The sequence below is a fragment of the Reyranella sp. genome (genome assembly GCF_965229815.1).
GTDB lineage: Bacteria > Pseudomonadota > Alphaproteobacteria > Reyranellales > Reyranellaceae > Reyranella.
In genome coordinates, this window is the sequence record NZ_CBDDJN010000006.1 from 2,430,239 (window position 1) to 2,447,282 (window position 17,044).

At 69.4% G+C, this 17,044-nt stretch carries 18 protein-coding genes; 12 read left to right on the forward strand and 6 right to left on the reverse strand.

What is annotated here, in order from left to right:
- Positions 1-6 precede the first annotated feature (6 nt).
- The 4 genes from ACO073_RS22955 to ACO073_RS22970 all read right to left on the reverse strand — a co-directional run bounded on the left by ACO073_RS22955 (position 7) and on the right by ACO073_RS22970 (position 3,748).
- Positions 7-390, reverse strand: a complete 384-nt coding sequence (locus ACO073_RS22955) for a cupin domain-containing protein (protein WP_422000611.1) — start codon at positions 388-390, stop codon at positions 7-9.
- Between the two features lie 60 nt (positions 391-450).
- Entirely contained in the window at positions 451-1,761 is a 1,311-nt protein-coding gene (locus ACO073_RS22960) for a TRAP transporter large permease (protein ID WP_422000613.1), read from the reverse strand.
- The gene (locus tag ACO073_RS22965) at positions 1,758-2,357 is read right to left on the reverse strand and encodes a TRAP transporter small permease subunit (RefSeq protein ID WP_422000615.1); all 600 of its coding nucleotides are present in this window, start codon (positions 2,355-2,357) and stop codon (positions 1,758-1,760) included. Before ACO073_RS22965 ends, ACO073_RS22960 begins: the two co-directional genes overlap by 4 nt.
- Positions 2,358-2,608: 251 nt before the next feature.
- The gene (locus tag ACO073_RS22970; protein WP_422000617.1) at positions 2,609-3,748 is read right to left on the reverse strand and encodes a C4-dicarboxylate TRAP transporter substrate-binding protein; all 1,140 of its coding nucleotides are present in this window, start codon (positions 3,746-3,748) and stop codon (positions 2,609-2,611) included.
- Between the two features lie 387 nt (positions 3,749-4,135).
- Between ACO073_RS22970 and ACO073_RS22975 the strand changes: the two genes are divergently transcribed.
- The 10 genes from ACO073_RS22975 to ACO073_RS23020 all read left to right on the forward strand — a co-directional run bounded on the left by ACO073_RS22975 (position 4,136) and on the right by ACO073_RS23020 (position 14,334).
- Positions 4,136-5,680, forward strand: a complete 1,545-nt coding sequence (locus ACO073_RS22975) for a benzoate-CoA ligase family protein (RefSeq protein ID WP_422000618.1) — start codon at positions 4,136-4,138, stop codon at positions 5,678-5,680.
- Between the two features lie 149 nt (positions 5,681-5,829).
- Positions 5,830-7,005 carry an ABC transporter substrate-binding protein gene (locus tag ACO073_RS22980; RefSeq protein WP_422000620.1) on the forward strand — a complete coding sequence of 392 codons (1,176 nt, stop codon included), beginning with the start codon at positions 5,830-5,832 and terminating at the stop codon, positions 7,003-7,005.
- Between the two features lie 78 nt (positions 7,006-7,083).
- Entirely contained in the window at positions 7,084-7,998 is a 915-nt protein-coding gene (locus ACO073_RS22985) for a branched-chain amino acid ABC transporter permease (RefSeq protein ID WP_422000621.1), read from the forward strand.
- On the forward strand, positions 7,995-8,999 hold the full coding sequence (locus ACO073_RS22990; protein ID WP_422000622.1) for a branched-chain amino acid ABC transporter permease: 1,005 nt from the start codon (positions 7,995-7,997) through the stop codon (positions 8,997-8,999). The genes ACO073_RS22985 and ACO073_RS22990 overlap by 4 nt, the downstream gene beginning before the upstream one ends.
- Complete coding sequence (locus tag ACO073_RS22995; RefSeq protein ID WP_422000624.1) at positions 8,992-9,744, forward strand: ABC transporter ATP-binding protein; 753 nt, start codon at positions 8,992-8,994, stop codon at positions 9,742-9,744. Before ACO073_RS22990 ends, ACO073_RS22995 begins: the two co-directional genes overlap by 8 nt.
- On the forward strand, positions 9,744-10,445 hold the full coding sequence (locus ACO073_RS23000; protein WP_422000626.1) for an ABC transporter ATP-binding protein: 702 nt from the start codon (positions 9,744-9,746) through the stop codon (positions 10,443-10,445). Before ACO073_RS22995 ends, ACO073_RS23000 begins: the two co-directional genes overlap by 1 nt.
- Positions 10,446-10,468: 23 nt before the next feature.
- The gene (locus ACO073_RS23005; RefSeq protein ID WP_422000627.1) at positions 10,469-11,557 is read left to right on the forward strand and encodes a polyamine ABC transporter substrate-binding protein; all 1,089 of its coding nucleotides are present in this window, start codon (positions 10,469-10,471) and stop codon (positions 11,555-11,557) included.
- The gene (locus ACO073_RS23010) at positions 11,558-12,559 is read left to right on the forward strand and encodes an ABC transporter ATP-binding protein (protein WP_422000629.1); all 1,002 of its coding nucleotides are present in this window, start codon (positions 11,558-11,560) and stop codon (positions 12,557-12,559) included.
- 126 nt (positions 12,560-12,685) lie between these two features.
- Positions 12,686-13,522 carry an ABC transporter permease subunit gene (locus tag ACO073_RS23015; protein ID WP_422000631.1) on the forward strand — a complete coding sequence of 279 codons (837 nt, stop codon included), beginning with the start codon at positions 12,686-12,688 and terminating at the stop codon, positions 13,520-13,522.
- A complete protein-coding gene (locus tag ACO073_RS23020; protein ID WP_422000632.1) occupies positions 13,522-14,334 on the forward strand; it encodes an ABC transporter permease in 813 nt (270 codons plus the stop codon). The genes ACO073_RS23015 and ACO073_RS23020 overlap by 1 nt, the downstream gene beginning before the upstream one ends.
- A gap of 9 nt (positions 14,335-14,343) precedes the next feature.
- Here ACO073_RS23020 and ACO073_RS23025 read toward each other — a convergent pair whose 3' ends face one another.
- Positions 14,344-14,658: a winged helix-turn-helix transcriptional regulator gene (locus ACO073_RS23025; protein ID WP_422000633.1), complete on the reverse strand. Its 315-nt coding sequence runs from the start codon at positions 14,656-14,658 to the stop codon at positions 14,344-14,346.
- A gap of 75 nt (positions 14,659-14,733) precedes the next feature.
- On the opposite strand from ACO073_RS23025, the gene ACO073_RS23030 reads away from it, so the two are divergent.
- Together ACO073_RS23030 and ACO073_RS23035 are read left to right on the forward strand one after the other, a co-directional pair.
- Complete coding sequence (locus ACO073_RS23030) at positions 14,734-15,324, forward strand: carboxymuconolactone decarboxylase family protein (RefSeq protein WP_422000635.1); 591 nt, start codon at positions 14,734-14,736, stop codon at positions 15,322-15,324.
- The gene (locus tag ACO073_RS23035; protein ID WP_422000637.1) at positions 15,321-15,884 is read left to right on the forward strand and encodes a hypothetical protein; all 564 of its coding nucleotides are present in this window, start codon (positions 15,321-15,323) and stop codon (positions 15,882-15,884) included. The genes ACO073_RS23030 and ACO073_RS23035 overlap by 4 nt, the downstream gene beginning before the upstream one ends.
- A 53-nt stretch (positions 15,885-15,937) precedes the next feature.
- Here the strand turns inward: ACO073_RS23035 and ACO073_RS23040 are convergent, their stop codons facing one another.
- Entirely contained in the window at positions 15,938-17,002 is a 1,065-nt protein-coding gene (locus ACO073_RS23040) for an NAD(P)/FAD-dependent oxidoreductase (protein ID WP_422000639.1), read from the reverse strand.
- Between the last annotated feature and the right edge of the window lie 42 nt (positions 17,003-17,044).

Sequence of the window (17,044 nt, forward strand, 5' to 3'; positions counted from 1 at the left end):
GGCGGCTCAGGCCACCGCCGGCGGCGCACCTTCGAGATAGGTGCTCCGGCCCGGCGCGAAGGGGTCGGGCGAGTTCCAGACGAAGAGGACGCGCAGCGGCTCCGGCCCGTCGTTGCCCCAGGCATGCGGCGTGCCGGCCGGGATGATCACGCACTGGCCCGGCGTCGCCTCGAGGCGCGGGCCGCCCATCTCGACCCAGATGCGGCCGGCCTCGACCAGGATCACCTCCTCGTGCTCGTGCCGGTGCAGCGGCGCGCCGGCGCCCGGCTGCACGGTATTGGCCAGCACGCCGACACCACCCGCGCCGCGCTCGCGGCTCGCGATCCACTTGCCGGTGATGCCCTCGCGCATGGCAATCTCGGGCAGCGTCGCGGGATCGACGACAGGCATGGCGGGTCTCCGTGGCTTTGCCGAAGCCTACACCGTCCGGCGTGCCGGGGCACCCGCCGGTCAGGGCATCATCTTCGACGGCAGGTAGGTCGAGATCTCCGGAAAGGCGATCAGCAGCACCATGATCACCACCTCGGCGGCGAGGAACCAGGTGAGGCCGCGGAAGATGGTGGTTAGTGCCACCGCGTCGCCGACCACGCCCTTGACGACATAGGCGTTGAGGCCGACCGGCGGCGTCAGCAGGCCGATCTCGATGTACTTCACCACGATCACGCCGACCCAGATCAGGTCGAGATGGGCGGCTTCGAACATCGGCTGGAACACCGGCAGGGTGAGCAGCATCAGGCCGAGCGGATCGAGGAAGCAGCCCAGGATGAGGTAGATCACCGAGACGCCGATGATCAGGTAGAACGGGTCCAGCCCGATCGCCGTCACCGACTGGGCCATGATGGTCGGCACGCCGGCCAGCGCCAGCAGGCGCGTCAGCAGCAGCGCGCCGATCGCCACGAAGAAGATGCTGGCCGTGCTTTCCAGCGTCTCGATCACACAGGCCTTGAACACCTGGAAGGTGAGCCGGCCGCGCCCCAGCGCGATCAGCAGCGCGACCAGCGCGCCCACCGCCGCCGCCTCGGTGGCGGTGGCGACGCCGGAATAGAGGCTGCCGATCACGCCCAGCACGAGGAGCGGGATCGGCCAGATCTCGCCCAGCACGCGGAAGCGCTCGCCCCAGGTCACGGTCTGGGTCACGCGCGGCGCGATCGAGGGATTGGCGATGCAGCGGCCGATGATCATCACCGTATAGACCGCCGCGGTCAGCAGCCCGGGGAGGATGCCGGCGATCAGCAGGGCACCGATCGAGGTCTCGGTGAACCAGCCGTAGAGCACGAACAGGATCGAGGGCGGGATCAGCGAGCCGAGCGTCCCCGATGCCGCGACGACGCCGGTGGCGAGGGCTGGGTCATAGCGCATGCGCAGCATCTCGGGGATGGCCAGCCGGCCCATCGCCGCGGCGGTGGCGAGGCTCGAGCCCGAGGCCGCGGCGAAGCCCGCCGAGGCAAAGTTGGTGGCGACCGCGAGCCCGCCGGGCAGGCCGCTCAGCCAGAGCTGGGCCGCCTTGAACAGGCTGCCGGTGAGCCCGGTATGGAAGGCGATCGAGCCCATCAACAGGAACATCGGCACCGCCGACAGCGACCAGTTGGCGCCGAACTCGAACGGCAGGTCGGCGAAGATGCCGAGCGCCGCCTCGGTGCTGCGCACCATCATCAGGCCGATCAGCGACACGCCGCCCAGCGCCAGCCCGATCGGCACGCGCAGCCCGATCAGCACCAGCAGGATAGCGAGCGCACCCAGCGCGACCGTCAGGTTGCTCACGCTTCCTCCACCGGCACATCGATCGTCGACTTGGGCTGCAGCGAGGGCTTGCCGCGGCCGTGGAGGCCGAAGCGCAGGTCGCGCCAGGCCTGGGTGGCGAAGACCAGCGCCATGGCCGTCATCGCCACCGGCAGCAGCCAGCGGCTCGGCCAGACCGGCAGGTCGAAGAAGGTGGCGTCCTGGATCTCGCCGGCCGCGGTCTGGACGGCGGCATGTTCGCCAGTCAGCCAGGCCAGCGTCCCGACATAGATCGCGCCGACGATTCCCACGATGCCCTCGAGCTTCGCCATGCGCCGCGGCGGCCAGCGCAGGGTGAAAAGCTCGACCATGAGGTGCTTCTTGTGGATCTGGATGTAGACCACCGGCAGGAAGACCGTGGCCACCATGTAGTACCAGGTGACGATCTCGAGCGTGGCGATGATCGGCCGGTTGAACAGGTACTTGCCCAGCACGTCGGCCGAGATATGCAGCATCATGAGGGTGAGCGCGATGCCGCCCACCCACATGAGCGCGTTGGCGAAGCGTTCGAGCGCGCGCTCGGCCGCCGTCAGCGCCGCGGGCTCGTCGTCGGCCGGGCCCCTAGAGTGTGATGACATGCGGTCGACTCATTGCTCGGGGCGCGCCACTCCCGAGGCACGTCATGCTCTTCTGGACCGCGGGCCTCCAGGCCCGCTCATGAACCTGATGCGGACCTGGAGGTCCGCGCTCCGATAGCTTCACAACCTCGCCGGGGCGCTCAAGGGATGTGGAAGCGCCAGGGAAGAGCGCCATGGAGTGGCGCACCCCCGGCAGGATGGTGATCGATCTCAAGTCGTCACACGCCACGTGCGGAGCGAAGGTCACGCCCCTACGGGTACTTCACCTTGGCGAAGATCTGAGATTTCAGCAGCGCCTCGTACTTGTCCCACTGCGCCTCGGTCCAGGTGCCCTTGCCGATCTCGTCGACCAGCTTGGTCCACTGCTCGACGTTGCGCTTGAACTGCTCGACGATCTGCTCGGCATCCTTGACGCCGCGCGACTTGGCCGTCTCGATCACCCGCTTGATGTCCTTGTCGCGGAAGGCGGCGACCGCCTCCTCGAGCGCCGGCGTCGCCTCGACCATCTCGACCCCCTTGGCCTTGCCCTCGGCGACCACGTTGTCGTCGTCCTTCTCGTAGGCCTCGGCGATCAGGCGCGTGGCGTGCGGCAGGCCGTCGGCCATCGCCTGCCGCTCCTTGGGCGAGAGCTTCTTCCAGGTGTCGGTGCGGATGTTGATGAAGTTGGTGCCGTGGTAGGTGCCGACGCCGTTGCTGGTGACGAACTTGGCCATGTCCCACAGCGAGTAGCTGCGCAGCCACGGCATCGGGCCCAGCGAGCAGTCGATCTGGCCGCGCTGCATCGCCTCGTAGATCTCGCCGCTGGTGATGTTGACCGGCGTGCCGCCGAGCGCCGCCACGAGCTGGCCCATCGAGCCGGTGCCGCGGATCTTGCGGCCCTTGACGTCCTCGGGCTTGGTGATGCCCGACTTGCTGCACAGGAAGTGGTAGGGCGTCAGCGAGTAGCTCGCCAGCGGCAGCACCTTGTGCCGCAGGTAATCCTGCTTGCACGAGGCGCAGTCGAGCAGCAGCGTCTGGTTGACCGCGCCGGTCATCACGCGCGCGTCCTTGCCCAGCACCGCGAGGTCGCTCACCAGCGTGCTCACCGGCAGGTCGTTGGGCGTGTAGACGTCGGCGATCAGCGCCATGTCGGCGGTGCCGTTCTGCACGGCGTTCACCGCCGTCTTGCCGCCGGCCACCGTGCCGCCGGGATAGCTCTTGAAGGTGAGCGACCCGCCGGTCGCCTTGGTCACCGCCTCGAAGTACGGATCGAGCCCGATCGCGTGCGTCGGATGCTTGGCGGGAATGTTGCTGACATAGATGAGCTCGCGGGCCCCGGCGCTTCCGGCGGCGAGGCCCGATACCATCACGCTCAACACGGCGATCGACGCACCACGCGCAACCTTGGACATTCCGCCCCTCCCTAAGGGTCCAGCCGATGGTCGAACGGAACGCCGGGATACTCCGGGGGCGTCGCAGCCCGTCGGGCCTGCGCCTTCACGCCGCCCGCTGGCTGTCGCCCGATTGTTACGCTGTTACTGCCCGACGTTTCCTGTCCGATTTCTTTGTTGCAGGCAGTCTGCGCACCATTGGCGGAGGCTGCAAGCGTTCGTTGCAGCCCCAAAGGCCCCTCGCTGCGCTCGAGGTGACATCGGGTCTGGCCATCGCACCCTCTGTCACCCCGAGCGCAGCGAGGGGCCTTCACCGCAGGCGGAGAATGCCCTTGCCGCACAGTAGGTAAATAGGTAATTCAGTACCAAATTACGGAAATAGCATGCCACGGGAGGGATGGGCTCGGCATGATCATGGGGATCGAATTCGGGCCGGACCTGAAGGTCCGCCTGCCGTCTCGCTTCAACGTCGCCGTGCCGTTCATCGACCGTCATGTCGGCGAGGGCCGCGGCGGCAAGGCCGCCATCCGCACCGCGCACGAGACGGTGACCTACGCCGAGCTGGCCGAGCGCGTGAACCGCGCCGGCAATGCCCTGCTTGCCCGCGGCCTTGTGCCGGGCGACCGGCTGCTGATGGTCGTGAAGGACTGCCCGGCCTTCTTCTATCTCTTCTGGGGAGCCATCAAGGCCGGCATCGTGCCGGTGCCGCCCAACACGCTGCTGCGCGCGCCCGACTACGCCTACATGTTCGAGGATTCGGGTTGCCGACTGGTCGTCTACTCGCCGGAGTTCGCGGGCGAGATCGAGCCGGCGCTGAAGCAGTTCCCGGTCGAGGCGCTCACCGTCGACGCCTTCCTCACCGGGATGGAAGCCGCGTCGACGACGCTGACGCCTCATCTCGCCGATCCGGCCGACGACTGCTTCTGGCTCTACTCGTCGGGCTCGACCGGGCGGCCCAAGGGCGCCGTCCACGCCCAGCGCGACATGGTGGTGAGCAGCGAGCTCTACGGCGTGCGCGTGCTGGGCGTCACCGAGGACGATGTCGGCTACTCAGCGGCCAAACTGTTCTTCGCCTACGGGCTGGGCAACGGCATGACCTTCCCGCTGTGGACCGGCAGCACGGCCGTGCTCGACGACCGCCGGCCGACGCCCGACACGACCTTCGAGAACCTGGAGCGCTTCCAGCCGACCCTCTACTACGGCGTGCCGACGCTCTATGCCGCGCAGCTCGCGGCGCTCGACAAGGCGCCGCGCACCTTCCCCGGCCTGCGCGCCTGCGTGTCGGCCGGCGAGGCGCTGCCGGCCGAGCTGTTCCGCCGCTGGAAGGAGAAGACCGGCACGGTGATCCTGGACGGGATCGGCTCGACCGAGGCGCTGCACATCTTCATCGGCAACAGCCTGGCCGACCATCGCCCCGGCACCAGCGGCAAGCCGGTGCCGGGCTACGAGGCGAGGATCCTCGACGAGGACAGGAAGCCGGTGAAGCCAGGCGAGAGCGGCGGCCTGTGGATTCGCGCCGAGTCGGCCGCCAAGTACTACTGGAACAAGCCGGAGAAGACGGCCGAGACCATGGTCGACGGCTGGCTCAACACCGGCGACACCTACCGCCAGGATGCCGACGGTTACTTCATCTACGAGGGCCGCAGCGACGACATGCTGAAGGTCGGCGGCATCTGGTGCTCGCCGGTCGAGATCGAGAGCTGCCTGATCGGCCATCCCGCGGTGCTCGAGGCGGCTGTCGTCGGCCACGCCGATTCCGAATCGCTGGTCAAGCCGCGCGCCCATGTCGTGCTGAAGCCGGGCGAGAGCGGCGGCGCGGCGCTGACCGACGAGCTGATGGCGCTCTGCAAGAAGACGCTGGCGCCCTACAAGTATCCGCGCTGGGTCGAATACGTGGCCGAACTGCCCAAGACGGCGACCGGCAAGATCCAGCGATTCAAGCTGCGGGACTGAATGGCCGGAACACTCGACCAAAGTCGCAAGGAAGGCGCGGGAACACGCCGGGGCCGATACCTCTCGACCGGTCGAAACCCGTTGTTGGGTCAGGCATTTTCGGGTTCTATGACGCCATCAGGGACGGGGAAAAACAGGGAGTGGAAATGATGAAAACCGGATTGTTTGGCGCCGCAACAATCGCCGCCGTCGCGCTGGCGCTGCCGGCGATGGCGCAGACCCCCATCAAGATCGGCTTCGTGAGCACCTTCTCGGGCCCGCAGGCGGCGATCGGCGAGGACATGCGCCGCTCGGTCGAGCTGGCCAAGGAGCATCTCGGCGGCAAGATCGGCGGCCGGCCGATCGAGATCGTCTACGAGGACGACCAGTTCAAGCCCGACGTCGGCAAGCAGAAGTCCGAGAAGCTGGTGCAGCAGGACAAGGTCGACTTCATCGCCGGCTACATCTGGTCGAACGTGCTGCTGGCCTCCCTGAAGGCGGTGACCGACGAGGGCGACACGATCCTGATCTCGGCCAATGCCGGCCCCTCGCAGATCGCGGGACAGCTCTGCAACAAGAACTTCTTCTCGACCTCGTGGCAGAACGACCAGACGCCGATGGCGATGGGCCAGTACCTGCAGGAGAAGGGCGTGAAGAGCCTCTACCTGATGGCCGGCAACTATGCCGCCGGCAAGGACATGCTCGCCGGCGTCAAGCGCACCTTCAAGGGCGAGATCAAGGGCGAGGACCTGACCAAGTGGCCCGACCAGCTCGACTTCTCGGCCGAGCTCGCCAAGATCGCCGCCGCCAAGCCCGACGGCATCTTCATCTTCTATCCCGGCGCGCACGGCGTTCAGTTCCTGCAGCAGTACGCGCAGGCCGGCCTGAAGGGCAAGATCCCGCTCTACCAGGTGTTCTCGATCGACGCGATCACGCTGCCGCAGCAGAAGGAGCTGGCGCTCGGCACGCTGGGCGCCCAGGAGTGGGTCAACGACCTGCCCAACGACGCCAACAAGAAGTACGTCGCCGACTTCAAGAAGAAGCACGGCACCTACCCGTCCTACTACGGCGCCCAGAGCTACGACGCGATCATGCTGATCGCCTCGGCGGCCGAGGCGCTGAAGGGCGACCTGAAGGACAAGAACAAGGTCCGCGCCGAGATGAAGAAGGCGAACTTCAAGTCGCTGCGCGGCGGCTTCAAGTACAACACCAATCAGTTCCCGATCCAGAACTTCTACATCCAGGAAGCGGTCAAGGATCCGGAAGGCATGATGACGGTGAAGACCATCGCCACCGCCGTGAAGGACGGCAAGGATCCCTACTACGAAAAGTGCCCGATGAAATAAGCCGCGCGGCTTTCGGCGACGGGAGCGCGGCAACGCGCTCCCGTTTCGTTTGCGGGGGTTGAGGGGCGCGAACGGAAGATGGAATACCTGCTGCTCCAGATGCTGAACGGCGTGCAGCTCGGCCTGCTGATGTTCCTGCTCGCGGCCGGGCTGACGCTGACCTTCGGCATCATGGACCTCGTCAACCTGGCGCACGGCTCGCTATACATGATGGGCGCCTACATCGCCTGGACGACGATCGGCTGGACCGGCTCGTTCGTCTGGGGCGCCCTGCTGGCGCTCCCCGTCACCTTCCTGCTGGGCGTCGTCGTCGAGCTCGTGGTGGCGCGCCGGCTCTATGCCCGCGACCATCTCGACCAGGTGCTGGCGACCTTCGGCCTGATCCTGTTCTTCAACGAGCTGGTGCGCATGATCTGGGGCCCGGGCGGCAAGAGCATCCCCGTGCCGTCGTTCCTCTCGCACACGGTACAGATCCTGCCGGGCGTGCCCTATCCCGCCTACCGTTTCGCCATCATCGTGGTCGGCGCCTTGGTGGCGGTTCTGCTGGCCTGGCTGGTCGCCCGCACCCGGATCGGCATGCTGATCCGCGCCGGCGCCTCGAACCGGCGCATGATCGGCGCGCTCGGCATCAACATCCAGCTCCTGTTCACCCTGGTCTTCGGCCTGGGCGCGGTGTTCGCCGGCCTCGCCGGGCTGATGGCCGCCCCCATCACCTCGGTCAAGATCGGCATGGGCGACGACATCCTGATCCTCGCCTTCGTCATCATCGTCATCGGCGGCATCGGCTCGATCAAGGGCGCGTTCGTCGCCGCCATGGTGGTCGGCCAGATCGACATCGTCGGCCGCGCCTTCCTGCCCGACCTGCTGAAGAGCTTCCTGAGCGCCTCGGCGGCGGCGAGCGCCGCGCCCGCCATCTCGCAGGTCCTGATCTACGTCCTGATGGCCGGCGTGCTCGTCTGGCGGCCGACCGGCCTGTTCGGCCAGCGCACGTGACCGGGGCACTGGCCTTCCTGCGCACGCCGCGCGGCGTCGTCACGGTCGTGGTGCTGCTGGTGCTGGCCGTGCTGCCGCTGCTCACCCAGGCCTTCGACCAGCGCTACCTCCTGTCGGTCGGCACGCGCATCGTCATCTGGGCGATCGCCGCGATCAGCCTCAACATGATCCTGGGCTATGGCGGCCTGGTGAGCTTCGGCCACGCCGCGTTCTTCGGCGTCGGCGGCTACGCCGTCGGAATCCTGTCCTATCACGACGTGGCGAGCGGCTGGATCCAGTGGCCGGTCGGCATCCTGGCCGCCGCGCTCTGGGCGGCCGCCGTCGGCGCGCTGTCGCTGCGCACCCGCGGCCTCTACTTCATCATGATCACGCTGGCCTTCGCCCAGCTCGTCTACTACATCGCCGCTGGGCTCGAGACCTACGGTGCCGACGACGGGCTGAACATCAGCCGCAGCCGCTTCCCCGGCCTGGTCGACCTGCGCGACAAGGCCTCGTTCTACTGGGTCTGCTTCGTCCTGATGGCCGGCACGCTGTGGTTCTGCAGCCGCTACGCCAACTCGCGCTTCGGCCTGGTGATCCGCGGCGCCCGGTCGAACGACCTGCGCATGACGGCGCTCGGCTTCCCGGTGTTCCGCTACCGTCTCGCCGCCTTCACCCTGGCCGGCGCCTTCGGCGGCCTGGCCGGCATCCTGCTCGCCAACGAAGGCGCCTACATCTCGCCCGCCATGATGTCGTGGGTGAAATCGGGCGACCTCATCGTCATCGTCGTGCTGGGCGGCATGGGCACGCTGTTCGGCCCGCTCTATGGCACCATCGCCTTCTTCGTGCTCGAGGAGGCGCTGAATCCGCTGCTCGACCTCCTCCATCCCGGCTGGGGCGAGTACTGGCAGATCGTGTTCGGCCCGCTCCTGGTGCTGATCGCGCTCTATGCCCGCGGCGGCATCGATTCCCTGTTCGGGTCGGCAGCAACGTCGGACGGCGGAGGGCGCGGAAATGGCTGAGCCCCTGCTGTCGACCGACCGGCTGATCAAGCGCTACGGCGGGCTGGTCGCCACCGACACCGTATCGATCGACGTGCGGCCGGGCGAGATCCACGCCCTGATCGGCCCCAACGGCGCCGGCAAGACGACGCTGGTCGGCCAGCTCACCGGCAACATCGCGCCCGATTCCGGCACCATCCGCTTCCGGGGCCGCGACGTCACGCGCCTGCCGACGCACGCGCGGGTGCGGCTCGGCCTCGCGCGCTCCTTCCAGATCACCTCGGTGCTGGGCGCGTTCACCGCCCTCGACAACGTGGCGCTGGCCGTGCAGGCCCATGCCGGCCATTCCTTCCGCTTCCTGGCCGACGCGCGCCGCGACGAGCGCCTGCGCGAACCCGCCCGCCGCGGCCTCGCCGATGTCGGCCTGGCGGCGCGCGCCGACACGCCGGCGGCCGCGCTCAGCCACGGCGAGCAGCGCCAGCTCGAGATCGCCATGGCGCTGGCCGGCGATCCCAGCCTGCTGCTCCTCGACGAGCCGATGGCCGGCATGGGCGTCGAGGAATCGCAGCGCATGGTGGGTTTCCTCCAGGGGCTCAAGGGCCGCCGCGCCATGCTGCTGATCGAGCACGACATGGACGCCGTCTTCCAGCTCGCCGACCGCATCACCGTGCTGGTCTACGGCCGCGCCATCGCCAGCGGCACGCCGGCCGAGATCCGGTCCAATCCCGACGTGCGTCAGGCCTATCTCGGCGAGGAGGCCGCGTAATGCTGAGGGTGGAGGGCCTCGAAGTCTACTACGGCACCAGCCAGGCGCTGTTCGGCATGGAACTCAGCATCGACGCCGGCGAGGTCGTGACCCTGATGGGCCGCAACGGCATGGGCAAGACCACGACGGTGGGCGCCGTCATGGGCCTGCTGCCGGCCCGCGCCGGCACCGTCACCTTCGACGGAAGGCGGCTCGACGGGCTGCCGCCCTTCCGCATCGCCCGGCTCGGCCTCGGCCTGGTGCCGGAGGGCCGGCAGATCTTCCCCAACCTCTCGGTGCGCGAGAACCTCGTCGCGGCCTCGGCCAACCGCGACGGCCGCCCCTCGCCGTGGACGCTGGCCCGTGTCTACGAGTTCTTCCCGCGGCTCGCCGAGCGCCAGCGCAACATGGGCAACCAGCTCTCGGGCGGCGAGCAGCAGATGCTGGCGATCGGCCGGGCGCTGATGACCAACCCGCGCCTGCTGATCCTCGACGAGGCGACCGAGGGTCTGGCGCCGCTGATCCGCCAGGAGATCTGGTCCTGCCTCGGCCGCCTGAAGCACGAGGGCCAGGCGATCCTGGTGATCGACAAGAACGTCGGCAACCTGATCCGTCTGGCCGACCGCCACCACATCGTCGAGAAGGGCCGCGTCGTCTGGACCGGCAGCTCCGACGCGCTCGCCGGCGACAGCGACCTGCAGCACAGGTATCTTGGGGTCTAGTTCCCGGTTTCCCGGAGTTGCCGATGCGCCTGCCTCTCGTCGCCGCCCTGCTCGCCCTCGCCGTGTCTCCGGCGCTCGCCCAGAGCAAAGGCCAGGTGAACGTCTACAACTGGTCGGACTATATCGCGCCCGAGCTGCTCAAGGGCTTCGAGAAGGACACCGGCATCAAGGTCAACTACACGACCTACGATTCCAACGAGATCCTCGAGGCCAAGCTCCGGGCTGGCCGCTCCGGTTACGACGTCGTGGTGCCCACCGCCTCGCCCTTCTTCGTCCGCCAGCTCGCGGCCGGCCTCTACCAGCCGCTCGACAAGGCCAAGCTCAGGAACTGGAAGAACCTCGATCCCGGCATCATGGCGCAGCTCGCCAAGTACGATCCGGGCAACGCCCATGCCATCCCCTGGATGTGGGGCACGACGGGCATCGGCTACAACGTCGAGGCGGTAAAGAAGCGGATGCCCGACGCGCCGGTCGACTCGCTCAGGATGATCTTCGATCCCGCCGTGGTGTCGAAGTTCGCCGATTGCGGCGTGATGCTGCTCGACAGCTCGACCGACGTGCTGCCGGCGGCGCTGAAGTATCTCGGCCTCGATCCCGATTCGAAGAAGCCGGAGGACCTTGCCAAGGCGGCCGACGTCGTGAAGGCGGTGCGGCCCTTCATCCGCAAGTTCCACTCGTCGGAGTACATAAACGCGCTGGCCGGCGGCGACATCTGCCTCGCCTTCGGCTACTCCGGCGACATCTTCCAGGCGCGCGACCGTGCCGCCAAGGCGAAGGACCGGCAGGACATCGCCTACGCCATCCCCAAGGAAGGCTCGCTGCTGTGGATCGACGTCGCGGCCATCCCCAAGGACGCGCCCAACGCCGCCAACGCGCTCGCCTTCCTCGACTTCCTGCTCGAGCCCAGGGTCGCGGCCGCTTCGAGCGAGCTCACCGGCTACGCCAACGCCAACGATCCCGCGACGGCGCTCCTGCCCAAGGACATCTCGGGCAACCCGCTGATCTACCCGCCGGCCGACGTGCGCGCCAAGCTCTACACCATCACGGCCGGCACCGCCGAGCAGACGCGCGACCGCACGCGGCTGTGGACCACGGTGAAGACGGGCCGCTAGGTGACCGGCCAGCCGATCGTCAGCGTCTCGGGCCTCACCAAACGCTTCGGCGACGTGGTCGCGGTCGACGGCGTCGACCTCGACATCGCGCGCGGCGAGCTCTTTGCGCTGCTGGGCGGCTCGGGCTGCGGCAAGACCACCCTGCTGCGCATGCTGGCGGGCTTCGCCACGCCCGATGCCGGCCGCATCCTGATCGACGGCCAGGACATGACCGGCGTGCCGCCGCACCGCCGGCCGGTCAACATGATGTTCCAGTCCTACGCCCTCTTCCCGCACATGGACGTGGCGGCTAACGTCGGCTACGGGCTGCGCCGCGAGGGCGTCGCGAAGCCCGAGATCGCCCGCCGCGTCGCCGAGGCGCTGGAGCAGGTGCGGCTGGCCGAGCAGTCGCGGCGCCGGCCCGACCAGCTCTCGGGTGGCCAGCGCCAGCGCGTGGCGCTCGCCCGCGCCCTCGTGAAGCGGCCCAAGCTGCTGCTGCTCGACGAGCCGCTGGCCGCGCTGGACCGCAAGCTGCGCGAGGGCACGCGCTTCGAGCTGGTGCGCCTGCAGGAGGAGCTCGGCCTCACCTTCGTCATGGTGACGCACGACCAGGAGGAGGCGATGTCCATGGCCACGCGCATGGCCGTCATGGACAGGGGCCGCATCGAGCAGGTCGGCGACCCGCACACGATCTACGAGCATCCGCGCACCCGCTTCGTCGCCGACTTCATCGGCATCGCCAACATCCTGCCGGTCGAGGACCGACGGGCCTGGCTGGCGCTGCGCCCCGAGAAGATCGGCCTCTACGCCGAGCGCCCGGCGACCGACCGCGCCGAGCCCGGCCGCGTGGTCGACATCGCCTACGAGGGCGACCGCTCGCTCTACCGCGTTGCGCTCGACGGCGGCCGCGTCCTGATGGTCTCGACCGCCAACGTCGCGCGCCATCCCCGCGAGCCCTGGCCGCGCGGCGGCGCGGTGTGGCTGGGCTGGTCGGAGGATGCGGCGCAGAGGCTGGAGGAATGAGGGTGGTCGCGCCGTCGGCAAAGGTCCCTCGCTGCGCTCGGGATGACAGGGGGGCGTGCGATCGGCATCCGCTGTCACCCCGAGCGCAGCGAGGGGCCTTTGAAGCCCTGGAAGGCCCCTGACGCCATGCGCCTCGTCATCGCCCTTCCCTTCGTCTGGCTGGCGCTGTTCTTCCTGCTGCCCTTCGGGCTGGTGCTGGCGATCGCGCTCGGCACCAACAATCCCGACGCCGTGCCGCCGGTCGATCTCGGCCTGTCGCTGAAGAACTTTCGGCTGCTCCTCACCGACGACCTCTATGTCGCGGCCTGGCTGTCGTCGCTGCGCATCGCCGCGACCTCGACCCTGCTCTGCCTGCTGCTGGGCTATCCCATGGCCTATGCCATCGCCCGCGCCGCGCCGTCGCGCCGGCCGCTGCTGCTGATGGCGGTCATCCTGCCCTTCTGGACCTCGTTCCTGATCCGCATCTACGCCTGGATGGGCCTGCTCTCGAGCAACGGCATCCTGAACCAGGTGCTGCGCGGCACCGGGCTGGTCGCCGATCCCGGCACCATCCTCGGCACCGAATGGGCCGTCCATCTCGGCATCGTCTACGCCTACCTGCCGTTCATGGTGCTGCCGCTCTACGCCGCCCTGGAGAAGCTGGACGACGGGCTGCTCGAGGCCGCGTCGGACCTCGGCGCCGGGCCGGTCGCCGCCTTCCTCACCGTCACCCTGCCGCTGTCGCTGCCGGGCATCGTCGCCGGCTGCCTGCTGGTCTTCATCCCGGCGGTCGGCGAGTTCGTCATCCCCGACCTGCTGGGCGGCACCGACACGCTGATGATCGGCAAGGTCCTGTGGGACGAGTTCTTCCTGAACGGCGACTGGCCGCTCGCCTCGGCGGTCGCGATCTGCCTGCTGGTGCTGCTGGTCGGGCCGATCGTGCTGTTCCAGCGCCAGCAGGCGAAGAGCCTGGAGCGCCGCTGATGGCCGCCGCTGCCCGCTCTGCCGTCGGCCGCGCCCGCTTCGCCTTCGCCGTGCTGGCCTTCGGCTACGCCTTCCTCTACCTGCCGATCGCCCTGGTCATCGTCTATTCGTTCAACGAATCGCGGCTGGTCACGGTGTGGGCCGGCTTCTCCACCAAATGGTGGAGCGCGCTCTTCGCCAACGAGGCGATGCTGCGCGCGGCCTGGCTGTCCCTGCGCATCGCGCTCGTGAGCGCCACCGTGGCGGCGCTGCTCGGCCTCGCCGCCGGCTACGTGCTGGCCCGCGTGCCGCGCTTCCCCGGCCGCACCCTGTTCGGCAGCCTGGTGATCGCCCCCATGGTCATGCCCGAGGTGGTGATGGGCATCTCCATGCTGCTGCTGTTCGTCGGCGCCGACCGGCTGCTGGGCGGCCCGCCGCGCGGCTTCCTCACCATCGCCATCGCCCATGTCACCTTCTCGATCGCCTTCGTGGCCGTGGTCGTGCAGGCCCGCCTCGCCGACTTCGATCGCACGCTCGAGGAGGCGGCGATGGACCTCGGCGCCACGCCCTGGGTGACCTTCCTCACCGTCACCCTGCCGCTGATCGCGCCGGCCGTCGGCTCGGGCTGGCTGCTCGCCTTCACCCTGTCGCTCGACGACCTGATCCTGACCCAGTTCGTCGCCGGGGCGCAGTCGCAGACCCTGCCCATGCAGGTCTATTCCTCGGTCCGGCTCGGCGTCGACCCGCAGATCAACGCGCTTGCCACCATCGTCGTCTGCATCGCCGCCAGCGCCCTCGTCCTGTCGGCCTGGCTGACGCGGCGCAGGGCCTGAGGCGACCCGTCAACCGGCGGTCGTCCGCGCCCATTTCTCCGCCCAGGCGTGCAGCGGCAGCACCAGCCGCAGCAGCTCCTCGCCGAGCGCCGTCAGCTGGTAGCCGGCGGCCTCGTCGAGCTCCACCAGCCGGGCCTCGCGCAGCTCGGCCAGCCGTGTGTTGATCATCGTCGGGCTGGCGCCGATCGCATCCTGCAGGGCGCGGAAGCGGCGCGGACCCTCGCGCAGCTCCCACACCAGGCGCAGCGTCCAGCGTCGCCCCAGCAGGTCGAGCAGCACCATGACCGGCCGGCCGGTCCGCGACCCGCGCACGCGCTTGGCCATCGACTCTCCTCCCTTGCTACGGTTTCCGTAGCACGCTACAGGAAGTGTAGCACACAGCATTGCCGGAGGAGACACATGCCCCGCATCGCCCCTGCCGAGCCGCCCTACGCGCCCGCGATCGCCGCCGAGCTCGACCGCATCATGCCGACGGGCGTGGAGCCGCTGCTGCTGTTCCGCACCCTGGCGCGCAACCCGCGCGTCTTCGCCCGGCTGTTCGCCGGCGGGCTGCTCGACCGCGGCGCGCTCTCGCTGCGCCAGCGCGAGATCGTCATCGACCGCACGACGGCGCGGCTCGGCTGCGAGTACGAATGGGGTGTCCACGTCGCCTTCTTCGCCGACCGCGCCGGTCTGACGGACGAGCAGGTGACGGCGACCGCGCACGGCGGCCGCGACGCGGCCTGCTGGCCGGACGACGAGCGCGCGCTGCTGGCGCTGGTCGACGACCTGGTCGACTGCCGCACTCTTGCCACCGAGACATGGGAGGGAATGAAGGCGCATTTCGACGATGCGCAGGTCCTCGAGGCGATCGCGCTGGTCGGCTACTACCATACGATCAGCTTCCTGTGCCGGGGACTGGCGCTGCCGTGCGAACCCTATGCGGCGCGCTTTCCGGCGAAAGCCGGTGCGCCGGACCGCACGGTTCGAGACAAGGAGGATGACCGATGATCCCTCGTTTCCTTCGCCTGCCGACACTCGGTGGCCTCGCCCTCCTGATCGCCGCGGCCGCCGCCGCGCCGTCGTCGGCCCAGCAGATCGGCCCGTCGGCCCAGCCCGAGTTCCGCGATCCCAAGACCGGCCAGATCTGGACGCCGGAAAATGTCGGCGGCAAGAGCGGCCCGAATACGCCCGCCGATCGCGCCTTCGACCCGCAGGCCCAGACCACGACCGTGCGCGAGACCACGGTGCAGGCGCCCAGCGTCCAGGTCGTGGGCTCGGTGCCGATCACCGCCGGCCCCAGCGTGCCGATCGCCGTGATCGGCAACGCCAACCTGACCGTCATCCCCTCGCAGCGCTGGCAGGTGACGCTCACCCTCGACAACAACAGCGCCGCCACCATCAGCCCCGTGGTCGAATGCCGCTTCGCCAACGGCGCCAACACCGTGGAGACCGCGCGCGCCAGCCTGCCGCCGGTGGCGGGCGGCCAGCGCGTCGGCTTCGTGGTCTACGGCCCGCCCAGCAGCCTGTTCGTCAACAGTGCCAACTGCGCGCTGCTGTCGCCGGCCTGAGCCCGCGGCCGCAGGCTCAGGCCGGCCGGAAGACGACAAACACCCACCTGATCTTAGCGCATGAAGCGGCACGGCCCGAACCGAGCCAGCAGCGGCGAGCGCTTTGCCGTGATGATCTCGTCGCCGAGGAAACGTCCGACGGCAGCCGCCAGCGTCGCGCCGGCATGCATCACGGCGACGTGCAGGCCCTCGATGCCGGGCACGGGTCCGACGATGGGATGGCCGTCGGCCGGGATCGGTCGCCGGCCCGCGACATGCCGCTCGATGTCGGCGCCCGCCGTCGCCGGCAGGAGCGCAGCCAGCGCTCGCATCGCGTCGGCGGCCCGCGTCGCACTGTCCCGCTCCCGCTCCAGGCCGGCGGCCAGCAGGAAGCGGCCGTCGATGCGCTGACGCACCTCGACCGCCTCGGTAACGAGCAGCCCGTCGATCAGCGGCGGTAGCGGCCGCGTCGCGACCAGCAGCGCCGGCGGATCGTCGACCGGCAGCGCGAGCCCGATCGGCGACAGGAGCGGCGCCGTTCCCGCCCCGGCCGCGACGACGACGTGGTCGGCATCGATCGCGCCGTCGCCGGTCGCGACTCCGGTGACGCGGCCGCCTCGCAGGACGAGCGCGTGCACCGCCACGCCGACGTTCAGTTGCGTATCCAGAGACTGTGCGGCGGCGAGCAGGCTCAGCACCGTGGCGTCGGGCTCGACGGTACCGTCGTCCGGCACCAGCAGCGCCACGTCCGGCGGCGCCGCCAGCGCGGGCACGCGGCGGCCGATCTCCTCCCGCGCGACCAGCTGTACCGTCTCACTCCACGCGGCGAGGCACGCGGCCAGTGCTGCGAACTCACCGGGCGGACGCTCCCAGGCGAGGCTGCCCGGCCACGCCACCGGCAGGCCCGGCAGGTCGCGCTGCAGGCGCCGCCACTCCCGCTTCGCCTCGACTCGCAACCGTCCGTAGGCCGCGTCCTCGCCACGACCCGCGTTGATCCAGCCCCACGACGCGCCGCTCGCGACGCCGCCCGGCGGCCCGGCCTCGACCACGGTCACGCGGGCGCCCGCGCGCGCGAGGTGCCAGGCGATCGACGCGCCGACCAGGCCGGCGCCGATCACCACGACCTTGGGCCCGGTCATCGAAGCGTGCCGTCCGGCCCCGGCGGCCTGAGGCGCGCCTCG

What these genes read in the sequence shown, in the direction of transcription:
- ACO073_RS22980 (WP_422000620.1), top strand. Translation starts at nt 5,830, where the DNA reads ATGAAAACCGGATTGTTTGGCGCCGCAACAATCGCCGCCGTCGCGCTG.
- ACO073_RS23035 (WP_422000637.1), top strand. Translation starts at nt 15,321, where the DNA reads ATGATCCCTCGTTTCCTTCGCCTGCCGACACTCGGTGGCCTCGCCCTC.
- ACO073_RS22955 (WP_422000611.1), bottom strand. Translation starts at nt 390, where the DNA reads ATGCCTGTCGTCGATCCCGCGACGCTGCCCGAGATTGCCATGCGCGAG.
- ACO073_RS23000 (WP_422000626.1), top strand. Translation starts at nt 9,744, where the DNA reads ATGCTGAGGGTGGAGGGCCTCGAAGTCTACTACGGCACCAGCCAGGCG.
- ACO073_RS23030 (WP_422000635.1), top strand. Translation starts at nt 14,734, where the DNA reads ATGCCCCGCATCGCCCCTGCCGAGCCGCCCTACGCGCCCGCGATCGCC.
- ACO073_RS23005 (WP_422000627.1), top strand. Translation starts at nt 10,469, where the DNA reads ATGCGCCTGCCTCTCGTCGCCGCCCTGCTCGCCCTCGCCGTGTCTCCG.
- ACO073_RS22985 (WP_422000621.1), top strand. Translation starts at nt 7,084, where the DNA reads ATGGAATACCTGCTGCTCCAGATGCTGAACGGCGTGCAGCTCGGCCTG.
- ACO073_RS23020 (WP_422000632.1), top strand. Translation starts at nt 13,522, where the DNA reads ATGGCCGCCGCTGCCCGCTCTGCCGTCGGCCGCGCCCGCTTCGCCTTC.
- ACO073_RS22975 (WP_422000618.1), top strand. Translation starts at nt 4,136, where the DNA reads ATGATCATGGGGATCGAATTCGGGCCGGACCTGAAGGTCCGCCTGCCG.
- ACO073_RS22970 (WP_422000617.1), bottom strand. Translation starts at nt 3,748, where the DNA reads ATGTCCAAGGTTGCGCGTGGTGCGTCGATCGCCGTGTTGAGCGTGATG.
- ACO073_RS23040 (WP_422000639.1), bottom strand. Translation starts at nt 17,002, where the DNA reads ATGACCGGGCCCAAGGTCGTGGTGATCGGCGCCGGCCTGGTCGGCGCG.
- ACO073_RS23025 (WP_422000633.1), bottom strand. Translation starts at nt 14,658, where the DNA reads ATGGCCAAGCGCGTGCGCGGGTCGCGGACCGGCCGGCCGGTCATGGTG.
- ACO073_RS22995 (WP_422000624.1), top strand. Translation starts at nt 8,992, where the DNA reads ATGGCTGAGCCCCTGCTGTCGACCGACCGGCTGATCAAGCGCTACGGC.
- ACO073_RS22965 (WP_422000615.1), bottom strand. Translation starts at nt 2,357, where the DNA reads ATGTCATCACACTCTAGGGGCCCGGCCGACGACGAGCCCGCGGCGCTG.
- ACO073_RS23015 (WP_422000631.1), top strand. Translation starts at nt 12,686, where the DNA reads ATGCGCCTCGTCATCGCCCTTCCCTTCGTCTGGCTGGCGCTGTTCTTC.